Origin of the sequence: Roseateles paludis, assembly GCF_039872745.1 — a bacterium.
Taxonomy (GTDB): Bacteria; Pseudomonadota; Gammaproteobacteria; order Burkholderiales; family Burkholderiaceae_C; genus Pelomonas; species Pelomonas paludis.
Genome location: NZ_JBDPZD010000001.1, coordinates 103,702 through 119,995 on the forward strand (window position 1 = coordinate 103,702; position 16,294 = coordinate 119,995).

Sequence of the window (16,294 nt, forward strand, 5' to 3'; positions counted from 1 at the left end):
CTCAGCGCGAGGTAAACCCCATCCCCTTGCGCTCCCGCACCCCCGGCTTGGCGCGGTGCTCGACTTCGAGCTGGGCCAAGAACTCGTCGGGGCTAAATGCATCGCCGAGGATCTCGACCTGTTGGCGGACGGCGGCGAAGTCGCCGTGGGCGAGGCAGTCAAGCACGGCCAGACGCTCGCATTGCTCAGGCGTGGGTGCGGTGCCGGTTTCGTTCTCGAACATGCGCTCGCGCTGCTCGGGCTTGAGCGGCTTGAAACGGATCTTGAACGCGAAGCGGCGCAGCGCGGCTTCGTCGAGGTCTTCGAAGAGGTTGGTGGTGCAGATGAAGAGGCCGGGGTAGCGCTCCATGCCGGCGAGCATCTCGTTGACTTCGGAGACCTCGTAGTTGCGCTCGGCGTGCTTGCGGCTGCGCAGGAAGCTGTCGGCTTCGTCGAGCAGCAGCACGGCGCCTTCAGCGGCGGCGGTCTCGAACATGCGGGCCATGTTCTGCTCGGTCTCGCCGACGTATTTGCTGGAGAGGTCGCTGGCGCGGCGGACCATCAAGGGGCGGCCGAGTTCACTGGCGATGTGTTCGGCCAGCGCGGTCTTGCCGGTGCCCGGGGGGCCGTAGAAGCACATCTGGCCGGCACCCTTGCGGCGCAGGGCCTCGACGATGCGGGGCACCTCGAAGCGGCTCTCGACATTGAGCAGGTCGAGCGCGTAGCTGGTGACGCAGGGCCGCGCGGTGGTGGCGGCGTCGTTGCGGCCCAGGGCCTTGTCGGCGTTTTGCAGCTGGCGCTCGATCAGGCGCTCGGCCTGGTCGGGCTGGCCGGCCAGTTGAGCAAAGCGCGCGGCGGTGCGGATCTGTGCAGGCGTGAGGCCCGGGCGCTCGGCCAGCTTGGCCACAAAGGCTTCGCTCACCGGCACCTCGGCCAGCGCGCGGGCGACGAGGCCTTGGCGGGCGCCGGGCGGCGGTGACTTCAGCTCCAGGTGGTACTGGAAGCGGCGGCGGAAGGCCGGGTCGATCTGCTCGATGCGGTTGGTGACCCAGATCACCGGCACGGGGTTGGTTTCCAGGATCTGGTTGACCCAGGCCTTGCCGCTGACCGAGGAGCCGGTGCCGCTGGCGCCCTCGCCGCTGGCGTCGAGCCGGGCGATGAGGCTGGCGGTGTCGCTGGACAGTGGCGGGAAGACGTCTTCGACCTCGTCGAACAGCAGGGCCACATTGCCGCTGGCCTTCAAGAAGACCTGGCTGATCTGCAGGCTGCGGTAGCGGTCACGGCCGGAAAGGGAGTTGCCGTCGCGGTCGGCGGCTTCGACTTCGTAGAGATCAAGCCCCGCCGCCGCCACGGCCACCTTGGCCAGCTCGGTCTTGCCGGTGCCCGGCGGGCCGTAGAGCAGCACGTTCACGCCGGCGGCCTGCGTGGCCACAGCGGTCTTGAGCAAACCTTGCAGCAAGGCCAGGTCGTCAGCCACAAAGGAGAAGTCGGTCGGGCCCAGGGTGCTGCGCGTGGCGGGCCGTGTGAACACGGCCATCAGGTCGTGCGGGCCCTGGTACTCGCGCATCAGCACGGGCGGTATCTGGTCGCTGACCTTCATGAGGTCGGCGAGGTCGGTGATGTTGTGCTCGGAGATCAGGTTCTCGACCATGCCGATGCGTTCCAGCCGCGAGCCGGCGCGCAGGGCCTCGGCCACTTCGCGCTCGTCCACGCCGGCGACCGCCGCGATGGCGGCAAAGGCCTCGTGGGCGGTGTTGACCTTGAACTCGACCAGCGCCCCGCGCAGCTCGCGCTGGTAGCGGGCCAAGGTGCCGTAGAGCAGGATGGCGCGCTCGGCGGGGTTGAGCTGCAAGAGCGTGCCGAGCTGGGCGATGTTCTTCTCGATCAGCGTGGACTCCTGCTTGAGCTGGCGGTCCAGGTGCTCGCAGGTGGTGGCCAGCAAGGCCATCATGTCCTTGGGCGCGTCCTTGGCGTATTCGTCCAGGTAGAAGAACAGCGTGCCCTCGGCAAAGGGGCCGTTCCAGCGCCCGAAGCGGTCGAGGAAGGCCTCGTCCGACAGCACTTCCTGGCCGCGCCAGAGCTCATTGCTGGCGCAGCGCTGCAGCAGGTAAAGCCGCAGGCGCTGCAGCACGCGCACGGGCCACACGAGGTGGCGGCCGGTGAAGGAGAGCAGGCCGTTGAAGTCCCGCCGCAGGTTGAAGCGCCCGGCGTGCTTGACGGTGAGCGTCAGCACGAACTGCGAGCACATGCGGTCCAGCACCGGTGCTTTTTCGAGCCCGGGCGAGGCCAGCACCCGCCCACTCACGCGGGCGGCGGCACTCAACTCCTGGACTCGTCGAACCATGGGGACTCCTGCGCTCTATCGACGGCCCATCTTGGCTCAGCTCAAGACGCTGTCAATGCATTTGTACCGAGGTCTGGCCCATGGCTGCGTAACCTTCGATGAAATCGTCGAGTTCGTCCTCGCTGGAGCGGCCCTCGTCAAAAAGTGCCTGTACACCCAGCTCAAAGGATGCAGCAAGCGCCCCCTCGATGAAGATTTCCTTGCGGGCGAACTTGTCGACGATCTCGAAACCACCGCGCTGCAGGTTGGTGCCAGCCCAGGCGTCCGCATTCCGTTCGTCGAACTGCACGACGATGTAGCTATCGGAGTTGTAGAGCATTTGCATGATGGCCTCCAACTGCGGTTCTGGGCCGCGATATTCAAGACTTCGGTCGGAAAGATAGTGGCAGAACACCCCGCTGTTCGCACGATAGTCGAGTCAGGAATTAGGGAGGAGTTCACGGGCTTTCAAGCCATATTTCGAAGCCCCGGCGCTCGGGGTCGCCCTGGCGCAAACGCACCGGGCCATGGCCGCGCGCGGGGTCGAACCAGGCCTCCAGGCCCGGGTCCTCGGGCCCAAGCGGCTGACGACGCAAATGCCACAGGCCAGGGATGGCGCTGTCCTCCTCGACCAGCTCAAACACCCACTCGCGCAACTCGCCGCGCAGCCCCGCCACCCAGACGCGCCAGCGCGCACCAGGCAGGGGCGTCGGCCCGGCGTCCAGCAGCGCGGCCAGTTGCAGCCACCAGCTCAGGCGGTCCTGGGCGCCGTCGGGCAGGTCCAGGCTGCCGGGGCGGGCGGAAAAGCTCAGCCGCCCCGCATCGCGGTCGAAGTTGGTGGCCTGGCGGTCGCCGCCCCGCATCTGCAAGCTGAAGCGCTCCGGCACCAGGCCGGCGGGCGACATGCGGCCCAGGCTTTGCCAGGCGGGTAGCGTGCGCTCACCGATGCGGCGGGTCAGGCGCAAGGTATAGCGGCCATCGGCCTGCGGCTGCCAGCTCAAGCTGGCTTCGCCATCCTGGCCGGACTGGCGGAGGCGGTAGCGCCACTCGCTGGCTTCAGCCAGCCGCAGCAGCGGCGCGGGTGGGCCGGGGTCTGCAGCGGGCGTCGGGTCTGGCGCCAGCGCGGACGGCAAGCGCTGAGCCTGGGCGCGCGACGGCGCGGCCGGGCGGGCCGCCACTGCGGGCTGCGCGGCCGGCGGCGCCTGCATCCGCACGCTCAGCGCCGGCGCGGCGGCCGCGATGGGCTGCGCCGGCAGCTCCGGCGCACGGAACCACCAGGCATGCAGGCCGGCGCTGAGCCCCAAGGCCAGCAGCGCGGGGCGGAGTTTGTGGAGGCGCACCGCACAATCGTGGCATGAAACTCGCCACCTACCTTGATGGCTCGCGCGACGGCCAGCTCGTCGTCGTCTCGCGCGATCTGAGCCAGGCCCACTTTGCCAACGGCATCGCCACCCGGCTGCAGCAGGTGCTGGATGACTGGGCCTTCATGGCGCCGCAGTTGGAAGAGCTGTCCATCTCGCTCAACCATGGGCGCTGCCGGCATGCCTTCGCCTTCAACCCCGCCCAGTGCATGGCCCCACTGCCGCGCGCCTATGGCTGGACGGTGCCCGAGGACGGCGGCCGCCGTGCCAGCGACGCCCTGCTGGGCCCCCACGCCCCGCTGCGCCTGCTGGCCGACCCGGTGCCCTGCGCGGCGCGCTATGCCGTGCTGCACGGCGATGTGCCGCGCGGGATCGACGCGCTGAGCGCGCGCGATGCCATCCGCCTGCTGCTGCTGGCCGCCGAGTCGCCCACGCACACGGCCTTCGCGCCCGTGGCCGTGAGCCCTGACGAGCTGGGCGCGGCGTGGCAGAACGGCCGGGTCATGCTGCCCGTGCTGGCCATGCACAACGGCCGCCGCGAGGGTGGCACCGACAAGCCCGAGCCCGGCGCTGACTTTGGCCGCCTGCTCTCCGACCTGGCCCACCCGCGCGCGCTGCGTGCGGGCAGCCTGGTGGGCGCGACCACGGCCGTGCTGGTGCCCGCCATGGCTGCCGGTGATGCGGTGCGCTTCGAGGTCAAGGACGAGGCCGGGCACTCGATCTTCGGGGCCATCGAGCAGGACGTGGTGCTGGAAGGAACGGCGACCGAATGACGCACAAGATCATCATCGACACCGACCCGGGCCAAGACGACGCCATCGCCCTGCTGCTGGCCGCTGCCAGCCCCGAGCTGGAGCTGCTGGGCGTCACCACCGTGGCTGGCAATGTGCCCCTGCCCCTGACCACGCGCAACGCCCGCACCGTGCTGGAGCTGGCCGGGCGCCGCGACGTGCCCGTCTGTGCCGGCGCCGCTGCCCCGCTGGACGAAGCCCTGGTCACGGCCGAACACGTGCACGGCAAGACCGGCCTCGACGGCATCACCCTCCCCGAGCCCAGCCTGCCGCTCGACCCACGCCACGCGGCCGACTTCATCGTGCAGACCCTGCGCGAGCACGCGCCCGGCAGCGTCACGCTCTGCCCGCTGGGCCCGCTCACCAACATCGCGCTCGCGCTGCGCCGCGCGCCCGACATCGCGGCGCGCATCCAGCGCATCGTGCTGATGGGCGGAGGCTTCTTCGAGGGTGGCAACATCACCCCGGCGGCCGAGTTCAACTTCTATGTGGACCCGCAGGCCGCGCACGAGGTCTTCTCAAGCGGCGTGCCCATCACCATGGCGCCGCTGGACGTGACGCACCGCGTGCTGACGACCCGCGCCCGCGTCGAGGTCATCCGCGCGCTCGGCACCCGCGTGGGCACCACCGTGGCCGCGTGGATGGACTTCTACGAGCGCTTTGACATCGCCAAGTACGGCAGTGACGGTGCCCCCCTGCACGACCCCTGCGTGATCGCCTGGCTGCTGCGCCCTGAGCTCTTCAAGGGCCGCGACTGCAATGTGCGCATCGAGGTGGCAAGCCCCCTGACACGCGGCATGAGCGTGGTGGACTGGTGGCAGGTGAGCGGCCTGCCCACCAATGCCCTGGTGCTGCGCGAGGTGGATGACGCCGGGTTTTTTGCCCTGCTGACCGAACGCCTGCAACGACTATGAACCTGCCCCTGAGTTGCCGCTGCGGCGCCATCCAAGGCAGCGTGCCCGACGCCGCCCGCACCGCGCGGGTGATGTGCTACTGCCGCGACTGCCGCACCGCGCAGCGCTGGCTCGACCCCACACGCGGGCTGGACGCAGCTGGCGGTGTGGACATCATCGCCACGTCGCAGGCCGAGGTGCAGCTCACGCAGTGGCAAGACGCACTGGCCTGCCTGCAGCTCAGCCCCAAGGGCCTGCACCGCTGGTACTGCAAGCACTGCCGCACGCCGCTGGGCAACACGCCGGCCGCCAACGGGCCGCGCTTTGTGGGCCTGAGCCGCCTGGCGGTGGCCCTGGACGACGCGGCCCTTGACGCCCGCGTGGGCGAGCCGCGCTGGCAGGCCTTTGCCAAGAGCGCCACCGGCCCGCTGCCGACGCTGGCCAGCCGCGCCCTGCTGCCCACGCTCAAGGTCGTGGGCCGCACGCTGCTGGACCGCTTGCGCGCTTTGACGCCGGGCAATCCCTTCTTCGACGCCCAGGGCCGGACGCGCGTCCAGCCCCATGTGCTGCCCCGCGAGGAGCGCGCCGCGCTCGCCGCACAGGATCGCTGACGCTCAGCCCTGCAGCCGGCGCGTCACGAGCCGGAAGTCCGGGTCCTCGGCAAAGGGCTTGATGGTGAAGCCCAGCGCGCGCATGAGCTTGAGCATGTCGGCGTTGTTGGTCAGCACCAGGCCGTCGATCTCGTCGAGCCCCATCTCGCGGGCGGCGTCCATGATGGCCTCCATCAGGCGCGAGCCCAGGCCGCGGCCGGCAAAGTCGTCGGCCACCAGCAGGCTGAACTCGCAGCTGGTCTGGTCGGGGTTGGTGATGCAGCGCGAGACGCCGACGATGCGCTCAGCGTCCACCATCTCGCCGTCCGGGCCCGCCACGCGCTCGCGGTAGAGCGCGACGAGGGCCATCTCGCGGTCGTAGTCGATGAGCGTGAGGCGTGAAAGCAGCGCGGGCGGGAGCTCGGTCATGCTGCTCACGAAGCGGAAGTAGCGGCTCTCGGGCTTGAGGCCGCGCACCAGCTGCTGCAGGCTCTCGGCATCGTCGGGGCGCACGGGGCGCACGCTCACCTCGCCGCCGCCCTTGAGCGGCCAGACCTGCACATAGCGCGCCGGGTAGGGCAGGATGGCCAGGTGGCCGTAGTCGCCGCTGCGCGCGGCCTGGCCGATGGGGTGCAGCACCACGCGCGCATCCACGGCCACGGCGCCGTCTTCATCGACGATCAGCGGGTTGATGTCCATCTCGCGCAGCTGCGGGAACTCGCACACCATCTCGCTCACGCGCAACAGCACGCGCTCCAGCGCGTCGAGGTTGGCGGCGGGCATGCCGGGCAGCTCGGCCAAGCTCTCGGCGATGCGCGCGCGGTCGATGAGGCGCCGGGCCAGGAACTGGTTGAGCGGCGGCAGCTCCATCGAGCGGTCGGCGATCAACTCGATCATGGTGCCGCCGGCGCCGAAGACGATGACGGGGCCGAAGGCAGGGTCCGTCACCATGCCCACATAGACCTCGCGGCCGCGCCGGTTGCGGGCCATGCGCTGCACGGTGACGCCATTGATGCGCGCGTCGGGCTGCAGGCGGCGCACACGCTCGATCATCTCGGCATAGGCATCGCGGGCCGACGCGCCGTTCTGGATGTTGAGCACCACGCCCTGCACGTCGCTCTTGTGGACGACGTCGGGCGAGTCGATCTTGAGCGCGACCGGGAAGCCCAGCTGCGTGGCGATCATCATGGCCTCGTTGGGGTTGCGCGCCAGCATGGTCTGCGTGACCGGGATGTGGAAGGCCGCGAGCAGGGCCTTGCTCTCCAGCTCGGTCAGGCTGCGGCGGCGCTCGGCCAGCACGCTTTCAATCAACAGCCGCGCGCCTTCGATGTCGGGCACGGCCAGGTCGGACATCGGGGGCGGCGTCTGCTGCAGCAGCTGCTGGTTTTCGTAGAACGAGGCCAGGTTGCCAAAGGCGCCCACCGCCGCCTCGGGCGTGCGGAAGCTAGGGATGCCGGCGTCGTTGAGCAGGCGCCGCGCGGCGGCCACGGTGGCATCGCCCATCCAGCAGGCCAGCAGGGGCTTGCCAAAGGCGGGCTGCAGGGCAGCGATGGCGCGCGCCGTCTCCAGCGCATCGCTCTCCAGCTGCGGCGAGAAGATGACGAGCGCGCCGTCCATGCCGGGGTCGCGCGCCACGGCCTGCAGCGCGGCGGCAAAGTGCTCGGGGCCGGCCTCGGAGGAGAGGTCGATCAGGTCGCTCATCGAGGTGCGCGGCGGCAGCTGCGGCCGCAGCGCGTTGACGGACTCGGCCGACAACCGGCCCAGCTGCAGCCCGATCTCGCTGACCCAGTCGGCCGCCAACACGCCAGGCCCACCGCCATTGGTGACGATGCCAAGCCGCTTGCCCACCGGGCGGTAGCGCGCGGCCAGGCACTTGGAGGCCGAGAACAGCTCGACGAAGGAGCGCACTCGCACGGCGCCGGCGCGGCGCAGCGCGGCGTCGAACACATCGTCGCTGCCAACGATGGCGCGGCAGTGCGTGAGCGCGGCCTCGTTGCCGGCGCTGCGCCGGCCTGCCTTGAGCACCACCACCGGCTTGGCGTGCGCAGCCGAGCGCAGCGCGCTCATGAAGCGCCGCGCGTTGGCGATGCCTTCGAGATACACCACGATGCCGTGCGTGCGCGCGTCGGTGGCGAGGAAGTCCAGCACCTGGGCCAGGTCGACGGCGGCATCGGGGCCAATGGACACGACCTGGCTGAAACCCACGTGGTTGTGGCGCGCCCAGTCCAGCATCGAAGCGGTGAGCGCGCCCGACTGCGACACCAGGGCCAGCGAGCCCTCCAGCGGCAACGGCCCGGCGGCACTGGCATTGAGCCCGAGCGAGGGGCGCTGGAAGCCGAGGCTGTTGGGCCCGAGCAGGTGCACGTTTTCGCGCCGGGCGATGCGCTGCAGCTGGGCGCAGCGCTCGGCATCCAGGCCACTGCCGATGATGAGCACCGCCCGGCAGCCGATGCGCGCCGCCACCTCCATGGCCGCCGCCACTTCGTCGGGCGGCAGGGCAATGATGGCCAAGTCAGCGCGGGCGCGCGCCAGGTCGGCCAGCGTGCCGGTGGTCTGCACGTCCAGGTAGACGGGCTCGGCGCTGCCAGGCGCGGCGGCCAGCGCGGCGCGCAGGGCGCGGGCATACGGGGTCTGGCGCTCAGCGTCGTCGGCCGGGCCGGCAAAGACGACGATGGACTTGGGGGTGAACAGCGGGGTCAGGAAATGGACGTCCATGGCTACAACACAGTCTCTCGATCAATCGGCGCCAATCAACACTCGCACATGGGCGGCCACGCTGCGGGCCAGCGGGTTCAGCACATAGCCCCCTTCCAGGCAGGACACGATACGCCCTTGCGCGTGGCGCGCGGCCACCTCCATCAGGCGCTGGGTGACCCAGGCGTAGTCGGCATCGACGAGGCCCAGGTTGCCCATGTCGTCCTCGCGGTGGGCATCGAAGCCCGCGCTGATGAAGATGAGTTGGGGCTTGAAGGCGTCCAGCGCAGGCACCCAGTAGTCCAGCACCGCCGCGCGGAAGGCCTCGCTGCCGCTGCGCGGCGCCAGGCCCACGTGGACCATATTGGCCGCGTCGCTCAGGTTGCGAGCGTTCTGGCCGTTGAAGGGGTAGAGGCCAGTCTCGAAGATGCTGCACATCAGCACGCGCTCGTCGCCCTTGAGGATGTCCTCGCTGCCATTGCCGTGGTGCACGTCAAAGTCGATCAGGGCCACGCGGTCGAGGCCATGCACGTCGAGCGCATGGCGCACGCCCACAGCCGCGTTGTTGAAGAAGCAAAAGCCCATGGCCGCATCGCGCTCGGCATGGTGGCCCGGCGGCCGCACCGCGCAAAAGGCCGAGGGCACCTTGCCGGCCAGCACCAGGTCGGTGGCCTCCACCACGGCACCGGCGGCGCGCAGGGCGGCGCGCACGGTGAAGGGGTTCATGCGCGTGTCGGGGTCCAGCTGCACATAGCCCTCGGCGGGCGCGGCGGCCAGCAGCTGCTGCACGTGCAGGGCCGAGTGCGCGCGCTCCAGCTGCTCGGGCGTGGCCAGCGGCGCGTCAAAGGGCAGCATGTAGTCCAGCAGGCCGCGCGCCAGCAACTGGTCGCCAATGGCCGCGAGGCGCTCGGGGCACTCCGGGTGGTCCGGGCCCATCTCGTGGCGCAGGCAGTCAGGGTGGGTGATGTAGGCAGTGAGCATTGCGGAGCACTGGGTTGGGGCACTGAAAGCGGGCGCCCGTTGCCCCATGCTAGGCAGCCCAGCTTGCCAGGCCTTGACGCAGCGCAATCCGCACGCGGTCAAGCAGCAACAAGGCGCTAAGCTGGCAGCCTCAACCGCCCCCCAACCGCCCCAACACGCCAAGCTCCATGACCTATTGCGTTGCCATGCGCCTGAAGGCCGGCCTGCTGTTCGCCTCCGACACCCGCACCAATGCCGGCGTGGACCACATCGCCAGCTTCGGCAAGATGCACCAGTTCCAGATCCCGCACCAGCGCGAGATCGTGCTGCTCAATGCCGGCAATCTGGCCACCACGCAGTCGGTGCTGTCACTGCTGCGCCAGCGCTTGCAGGGCGAGGGCGAGCACCTGCTGAACGTGCCCAGCCTCTACGACGCCGCCGTGCTGGTGGGCCGGACGCTCAAGGAAGTGGTGGCACGCGACTCTGCCGGCGGTGGCCTGAACCAAGGCGTGGACTTTGGCGCCAACTTCCTGCTCGGCGGCCAGATCAAGGGCGAGGGCCCGCGCCTCTTCCACATCTACCCGCAGGGCAACTTCATCGAGGCGACGGAAGACACACCCTACTTCCAGATCGGCGAGAGCAAGTACGGCAAGCCCATCATCGACCGCGTGATCAAGTACGAGACCACGCTGCTGCCCGAAGCCGCCAAATGCACGCTGGTGAGCTTTGACTCCACCATCCGCTCCAACCTGTCAGTGGGTCTGCCTATCGACATCGTGATGCTGCGCGCCAACCAGTTCGAGCAGGCCATGCAGCCGCCGCACCGCATTGGCCGCGAGGACCCCTACTTCAGCCGGCTGCGCGAGGGCTGGAGCGAGGGGCTGCGCAAGGTGTTCGAGGACCTGCCGGACGAGCCTTGGTTCGAGAATTGAGCAAGGTCGGAAGTACGGCAGTCCTGCCGAGAAGTCAGAAGAAGAGAGAGGGAGACCAGGTGAATACAAGCAGCGTCCGGTGGATGTTCACCGCACTGTGCCTGGCGGCATTTCTCGCATCGTGCGGCGGGGGCGGTGGCAGCGGTGGCACCAGCAGCACGACCACTAGCACGACGGGCAGTACCAGCGGCAGCACCAGTGGCACACCCACGGGCTCAGGGCTGCTGACCTCCGCACCTCGTGACAGCGATGGCGATGTGCAGGTGGGCGACGCGCAGTTCGTCATGGAGCCCGAGATCCAGGACTGGTTCTACAAGGTCACGGGCTTCCCGACCAACTTCAACTTCCACCTCTACCTGCCGGAAAGCTACAAGAGCGGTGGCGACACCGCCTACCCGCTGTTGATTCAGTTGCACGGCGACGACGGCTACAAAGAGACGCTGCCGGCGCTGACGCTCGGGCACATGGACGGCAGCCCGCTGCAGCCGCTGCTGAACGGCCGGCAGCTCAACCCGGCTGGCCGCTCAGGCTTGAACCCCCATGTGCGCGAATCCTTCGTCGTGGCACCCGAGGTGCCCCATGTGGACCGGACGGGCAACTTCGCCGAGCCGCTCGGCTACTGGAATCCGAACGCGATCAAGAAAATCATCGCCTTCATGCAGGCCAAGTACCGCATCGACAGCAAGCGGATCTACGTGACCGGCGCAAGCATGGGCGGAGGCGGCACCTTCCACGTCACCAACCGCAGCACCAACATCGTGGCCGCAGCGGTACCCATGTGCTTTGGCTATGACCAACCGCTCAGCCCCGGCATGTACAGCATGCCGCTTTGGTTCTTCCAGTCCTATGACGACGGTGCCGTGAACTACCAGCAGTCCTTGAGCGCCTTCAGTTCGCTGCTGCCCCTGCTCTTCCCCTGGGAGTCCTTCCCGTCGAAGACCAATGCGCCGACCAAGACCTACACCATCAGCTATGCACCCGGAACGGGCTTGACGCCGTGGATCGAGGGGGCGCAGACCATCAGCGGGCTGTCCCACTACACCCTGTATCCCACCGGCGGGCACAACGCCTGGGACCGCACCTACGCCAATGAGGTGATGTGGGACTGGCTGTACGCGCAGCGCAAGGCGAACTAGGGCCTGTTAACACTACGGGAATGGGTCGCCCGGTCAGGGCTGAACGTCCACCCGCATCGAGAAATCGACAGCCCGCACGTCCTTGGTCAGCTTGCCGATGGAGATGCGGTCCACGCCGGTGGCGGCGATCCAGCGCAACTGATCCAGCCCCACGCCGCCCGAGACCTCCAGCAGCGCGCGGCCGGCATTGAGGGCCACGGCTTCGCGCATGCGCACCTCGGTGAAGTTGTCGAGCAGCACACTGGTGGCGCCTGCATCCAAGGCCTCGCGCAATTGGTCCAGGGTCTCCACCTCGATCTGGATGCCCACGCCGGCCTGCAGCGCCTGCGCCGCCCGCAGCGCGGCCGTCACACCACCGGCAGCGGCGATGTGGTTCTCTTTGATCAGGATGCCGTCGTAAAGCGCCAGGCGCTGGTTCTGCCCGCCGCCCACGCGCACCGCGTACTTTTGCGCCAGACGCAGGCCGGGGATGGTCTTGCGGGTGTCGAGCACCGCGCAGCCCTTGGGGTTGGGGCTGGCGCCTTCGATGGCGTCGGCATGGGCGCGCGTGATGGTGGCGGTGCTGGAGAGCAGCTGCAGGAAGTTGAGCGCCGAGCGCTCGGCCGTGAGCAAGGCGCGGCCATCGGCCTCGATGTCGCAGACCCGCGTGTCGGCCTGCATGCGCTCGCCTTCGGCGTAATGCCAGGTGATGGTGCTGGTGGCGTCGAGCGCAGCAAAGACGCCGTCAAACCACTCGCGGCCACACAGCACCGCGGCTTCACGCACCTGCACGTGGGCGCGCACGCGCCGGCCGGCGGGCACCAGCATCGCGGTCCAGTCGGCGTCGCCAATGTCTTCGGCCAGCGCCTCGCGGATGTTGCGGGCGCGTGCTTCTTGAAGGCTCTCGTTCATTCCGCCGGCCCCAAGGTCAGCATCACCTCGCCCACGCCTTCAACGCGGCCGTGCAGCACATCGCCGGCCACCACGGCCCCCACGCCGGCGGGCGTGCCGGTGTAGATCAGGTCGCCCGCCTTGAGGTGATAAAGCTGCGAGAGGTTGGCCACGATCTCGGCGGGGTTCCAGATCATGTCCGACAGGTCGCCCTGCTGGCGCTGCACGCCGTTCACGTCGAGCGTGATGGCGCCGCGTTCCAGGTAGCCGACATCGGCCACACGCACCAGCTCGCCCAGGATGGCCGAGTGGTCAAAGCCCTTGCCCGTGTCCCAGGGCCGGCCCAGCTTCTTGGCCTGGCCTTGCAGGTCGCGGCGCGTCATGTCCAGGCCCACGCCATAGCCCCAGATGGCGGCGCGCGCCACCTCGGGCGTGACGCGGAACACCGGCAGCCCGAGTGCGATCACCAGCTCGACCTCGTGGTGCAGGTCCTGCGTGGCGCAGGCATAGGGCACGGTGGCGCCCGAGGGCGTCAGCGCCGCCGTGGGCTTGCCAAAGTAAAACGGCGGCTCGCGCGTGTCGTTGCCCATCTCCTTGGCATGTTCGGCATAGTTGCGCCCGACGCAGAAGATGCGGTTCACGGCATAGCGGGCGTCGGTGCCTCGCACCGCGCAGCTGGGCTGCGGCTCAGGAGGGAAAACGTAGGTGGTCATGACGGCAAAGCACGAGACGAATCCGGGAGCCTGGGAGCATACGTTGCCCCTGTGCGCGTTGCTGCTGGTGCTGGCCGGCTGCCAGTCCACGCCCGTCCGCACCACGCCTGCGCCGCCTCCCGCTATTGCTCCAGCCATGGACCGCGACGGCCCCGAGGCCAACCCGCCCCCAGTGCGCGAGCTACTTGCCGTGCCCGACGCCGTGCCGCGCCTGGAGCCCCAGCGCGTGGGCGGCCCCAACAAGCCCTATGAGATCGACGGCATCCGCTACGTGCCGCGCCTGGACGACGAACCCGGCGTGGAGCGCGGCATCGCCACCTGGTATGGCCGCAAGTTCCACGGCCGGTCCACGAGCAGCGGCGAGGCCTACAACATGTACGCCATGACGGCCGCGCACAAGACCCTGCCCATCCCCAGCTATGCGCGCGTGCGCAACCCGGCCAACGGGCGCGAGGTGGTGGTGCGCATCAACGACCGCGGCCCCTTCGTCAGCGGCCGCGTCATCGACCTCAGCTACACCGCCGCCCTCAAGCTCGACCTGCTGCGCGCCGCCGGCCCCGTCGAAGTGCGCCGCATCACCCAGGCCGACATCCGCGCCGGCCTCGCCACCCCGCCCACCGACGCGCCGCCGGTCTACGTCCCCGCCGACCCCGTGGCCGCCCCGCCGCGCATCACGACCCAAGACATCGAAGCCCGACCGGTGCCGATGGCGCCGCCGGCGGCGGTTGTGCCGCTCACGCCAGCTCCAGCGCCCGCGTCAGCACCCACGCCTGTGGTGACCGGCCGCTTCTGGGCCCAGCTCGGCGCCTTCCGCCAGCCCGAGGGTGCCGAGACGCTCCGCCGCCAATTGATCGCTCAGGACCCGGGCCGTGAGGGGCGCTTGGTGGTGGTGCGGGAAGGCGCGCTGCACAAGCTGCTGGCGGGGCCGTTTGAGACGCGGGATGCGGTACGGCAGGCGTGGCCGGCGGGGGTGGTTGTGGAGCGGGCGCTTGCCGCCAACTGAACTTTCTCTCCGACATTCTTCGCGGGGCCATGGAAGCGCGCGAGCGGGTAACGCTCCTGCTCGATCGCCTCACCTGGCGAAGCGTTGCCGCAAAAACGGGGATCAGGCGGAGCGGTGCGAGGGTTGGGGGTGAACCTTTGAGACCTTGATCCCGCTTCCCGACGAACCATCAGGAAGGGGTAGACGCTCCGGCATGATTAGGCAGATGAACGTACCCAGCGTCCTGCACATTTGCTTCGACAACAGCCACCGCCTGACCAAGCGTGTGCATCTGTTTCGATACAAGCAGCACGACTTCAAGTTGGTCCAATCGACAAACCGGCAGTGGGCCGACCACCTGCTCACCATCGTCAATACCGAAGCGGAGCTAGACGAGGCGTTTCGGATAGCGGCGGAGTTCGTTAGCGCTCTTGCTTGGGAAACAGGCGGCAGATCAGCGGTTTGGATCGCCGGCAGCACTTCACGGCGGAGCACCTTGAGGGCCGCAAAGCCGAGCATCTTCACCTTCACGAGAGTCAACCCGTTCGATAGGTGCGTTGGATTCGGGCTGAGCTCGCTGCCTGATGTTGTCACCCACGAGCAGCGAATCGCCTTAGCCCTGTTTAGAGAGGCTCGCGCTGCAAATAGCCCGTATCAGCGGTTTCTATTCATGTGGCAGGTCCTCGAAGTCTTGCCGGGCAGCAAGGGCGCGGACTATGTGGACCGAACACTTGCGCTGCATCGACCTAGATTGCGGGACATCGAGAGTCCGCTCAGCTCCTTGGATCTGTCTGGGAAATCGCTTGGAAACCACCTATGGGACGACTGCAGGAGTGCGATTGCCCACATTCGTAGGGACCCCGCCAGGGGTGCGACCATAGAGTTCGATAGTTCCCAAGATCAGTTGCGCATCGACAAGGCTGGTAGGGTCATCGAGGTCTTTGCAAGGGACTACATCGAGCACGAACTTGGTCTCACACAGTGCGTCTATCTGAAGAAGCCCGCCCAAGGAGGCATCGCCGAATTTAAGAGCTACCCGGGCGCATAAGCCAGGCTAGGTCTCGAATATGCGGTGCCCCTTGAGTGCAAAGACCACAACCTTCCCGCCCCACCAATCCCCTCACCCCCTCCAATACGCCGGCCTCGCGTAATGCGCCCTCAAATGCTCCACCCACAAGCGCACCCGCAGCGGCAAATGCCGTGAGCGGGGGAAGACGGCGTAGATGCCGTTGGGCGGGGCGGCAAAGTCGTCGAGGACGCTGAGGAGGTGGCCGGCGGTGAGGTCGGCTTCGACCTCCCAGGCACTGCGCCAGGCAAGGCCCAGGCCTTCGCGGCACCAGGCGTGCAGGACCTGGCCGTCGGTGCAGTCGAGCCGCCCGCTGGGCCTGAGGTGCGTGACTTCGCCGTCGATGCGGAAGGCCCAGCCGCGGGTTTGGCTGGCGTCGGAGCTGAGCACCAGGCAAGCGTGGCGAGCCAGTTCACTCGGGTGCCGGGGCACGCCGGCGCGTTGCAGGTAGGCCGGGGCGGCGACGCACAGGCGGCGGTTGTCGGCAAGGCGGGTGCTGACGAGGCTGGAGTCGGGCAGGTCGCCCACGCGGACGGCGCAGTCGAAGCCTTCCTGGACGATGTCCACCACGCGGTCGCTGAGGTTGAGCGAGAGGCTGAGCTCGGCATGCTCGGCCAGGAAGGCGGGCACCAGGGGCGCGACGTGCCGGCGCCCGAAGCCGGCCGGCGCGGTGATGCGCAGGTGGCCGCGCGCCTGCAGGCCGCCGGCGCTGACGGACGCTTCGGCCTCAGCCAGCTCGGCCAGCAGGCGCTGGCAAGTCTCCAAAAAGGCCGTGCCTTCGGGCGTGAGGCTGAGTCGGCGGGTGGTGCGCACCAGCAGCTTGACGCCGAGGCGGGCCTCCAGGGCGTCGAGCCGCCGGCCGATCACCGCCGCCGCCACGCCCTCGGCCTGCGCAGCGGCCGTGAGGCTGCCCTTGGCGGCCACGAGGGCGAAGGATTCCATCTGCTTGAGCCGGTCCATGCGGCCAATTATGTGCATTCAAGGTTGGAATCTTTGAAGTTTCA

General features: G+C 68.8%; 15 protein-coding genes. 7 read left to right on the plus strand and 8 right to left on the minus strand.

Annotation, left to right across the window (positions count from 1 at the left end):
- Nucleotide 1: 1 nt before the first annotated feature.
- The 3 genes from ABDJ85_RS00565 to ABDJ85_RS00575 all read right to left on the minus strand — a co-directional run bounded on the left by ABDJ85_RS00565 (nt 2) and on the right by ABDJ85_RS00575 (nt 3,642).
- Nucleotides 2-2,323 carry an ATP-binding protein gene (locus ABDJ85_RS00565; RefSeq protein ID WP_347702779.1) on the minus strand — a complete coding sequence of 774 codons (2,322 nt, stop codon included), beginning with the start codon at nt 2,321-2,323 and terminating at the stop codon, nt 2-4.
- Nucleotides 2,324-2,375: 52 nt separating this feature from the next.
- Nucleotides 2,376-2,648, minus strand: a complete 273-nt coding sequence (locus ABDJ85_RS00570) for a BTH_I0359 family protein (protein ID WP_347702780.1) — start codon at nt 2,646-2,648, stop codon at nt 2,376-2,378.
- A gap of 112 nt (nt 2,649-2,760) precedes the next feature.
- Nucleotides 2,761-3,642, minus strand: a complete 882-nt coding sequence (locus ABDJ85_RS00575; protein ID WP_347702781.1) for a DUF3108 domain-containing protein — start codon at nt 3,640-3,642, stop codon at nt 2,761-2,763.
- A gap of 14 nt (nt 3,643-3,656) precedes the next feature.
- Here ABDJ85_RS00575 and ABDJ85_RS00580 point away from each other — a divergent pair, with 14 nt between their 5' ends.
- The 3 genes from ABDJ85_RS00580 to ABDJ85_RS00590 are packed head-to-tail and all read left to right on the plus strand — an operon-like array spanning nt 3,657 to nt 5,958.
- Entirely contained in the window at nt 3,657-4,436 is a 780-nt protein-coding gene (locus ABDJ85_RS00580; RefSeq protein ID WP_347702782.1) for a fumarylacetoacetate hydrolase, read from the plus strand.
- On the plus strand, nt 4,433-5,368 hold the full coding sequence (locus ABDJ85_RS00585; protein WP_347702783.1) for a nucleoside hydrolase: 936 nt from the start codon (nt 4,433-4,435) through the stop codon (nt 5,366-5,368). Before ABDJ85_RS00580 ends, ABDJ85_RS00585 begins: the two co-directional genes overlap by 4 nt.
- Entirely contained in the window at nt 5,365-5,958 is a 594-nt protein-coding gene (locus ABDJ85_RS00590) for a DUF6151 family protein (protein WP_347702784.1), read from the plus strand. The genes ABDJ85_RS00585 and ABDJ85_RS00590 overlap by 4 nt, the downstream gene beginning before the upstream one ends.
- Before the next feature lie 3 nt (nt 5,959-5,961).
- Here the strand turns inward: ABDJ85_RS00590 and ABDJ85_RS00595 are convergent, their stop codons facing one another.
- Together ABDJ85_RS00595 and ABDJ85_RS00600 are read right to left on the minus strand one after the other, a co-directional pair.
- Nucleotides 5,962-8,652: a bifunctional acetate--CoA ligase family protein/GNAT family N-acetyltransferase gene (locus ABDJ85_RS00595; protein ID WP_347702785.1), complete on the minus strand. Its 2,691-nt coding sequence runs from the start codon at nt 8,650-8,652 to the stop codon at nt 5,962-5,964.
- Between the two features lie 21 nt (nt 8,653-8,673).
- Entirely contained in the window at nt 8,674-9,612 is a 939-nt protein-coding gene (locus ABDJ85_RS00600; RefSeq protein ID WP_347702786.1) for a histone deacetylase family protein, read from the minus strand.
- 185 nt (nt 9,613-9,797) lie between these two features.
- On the opposite strand from ABDJ85_RS00600, the gene ABDJ85_RS00605 reads away from it, so the two are divergent.
- Both ABDJ85_RS00605 and ABDJ85_RS00610 read left to right on the plus strand, forming a co-directional pair.
- Nucleotides 9,798-10,523, plus strand: coding sequence for a proteasome-type protease (locus ABDJ85_RS00605; protein ID WP_347702787.1), 726 nt, complete (start codon nt 9,798-9,800; stop codon nt 10,521-10,523).
- An 83-nt stretch (nt 10,524-10,606) separates the two neighbouring features.
- A complete protein-coding gene (locus ABDJ85_RS00610; protein WP_347702788.1) occupies nt 10,607-11,659 on the plus strand; it encodes a carboxylesterase family protein in 1,053 nt (350 codons plus the stop codon).
- A 33-nt stretch (nt 11,660-11,692) separates the two neighbouring features.
- Here the strand turns inward: ABDJ85_RS00610 and nadC are convergent, their stop codons facing one another.
- Nucleotides 11,693-12,550: a carboxylating nicotinate-nucleotide diphosphorylase gene (nadC, locus tag ABDJ85_RS00615; protein WP_347702789.1), complete on the minus strand. Its 858-nt coding sequence runs from the start codon at nt 12,548-12,550 to the stop codon at nt 11,693-11,695.
- The gene (locus ABDJ85_RS00620; RefSeq protein WP_347702790.1) at nt 12,547-13,242 is read right to left on the minus strand and encodes a fumarylacetoacetate hydrolase family protein; all 696 of its coding nucleotides are present in this window, start codon (nt 13,240-13,242) and stop codon (nt 12,547-12,549) included. Before ABDJ85_RS00620 ends, nadC begins: the two co-directional genes overlap by 4 nt.
- Between ABDJ85_RS00620 and ABDJ85_RS00625 the strand changes: the two genes are divergently transcribed.
- Complete coding sequence (locus ABDJ85_RS00625) at nt 13,241-14,245, plus strand: septal ring lytic transglycosylase RlpA family protein (protein ID WP_347702791.1); 1,005 nt, start codon at nt 13,241-13,243, stop codon at nt 14,243-14,245. The genes ABDJ85_RS00620 and ABDJ85_RS00625 overlap by 2 nt on opposite strands.
- A gap of 205 nt (nt 14,246-14,450) precedes the next feature.
- On the plus strand, nt 14,451-15,272 hold the full coding sequence (gene mauJ / locus ABDJ85_RS00630; RefSeq protein WP_347702792.1) for a methylamine utilization protein MauJ: 822 nt from the start codon (nt 14,451-14,453) through the stop codon (nt 15,270-15,272).
- Between the two features lie 72 nt (nt 15,273-15,344).
- Here the strand turns inward: mauJ and ABDJ85_RS00635 are convergent, their stop codons facing one another.
- Entirely contained in the window at nt 15,345-16,250 is a 906-nt protein-coding gene (locus tag ABDJ85_RS00635) for a LysR family transcriptional regulator (protein WP_347702793.1), read from the minus strand.
- Nucleotides 16,251-16,294: the final 44 nt, after the last annotated feature.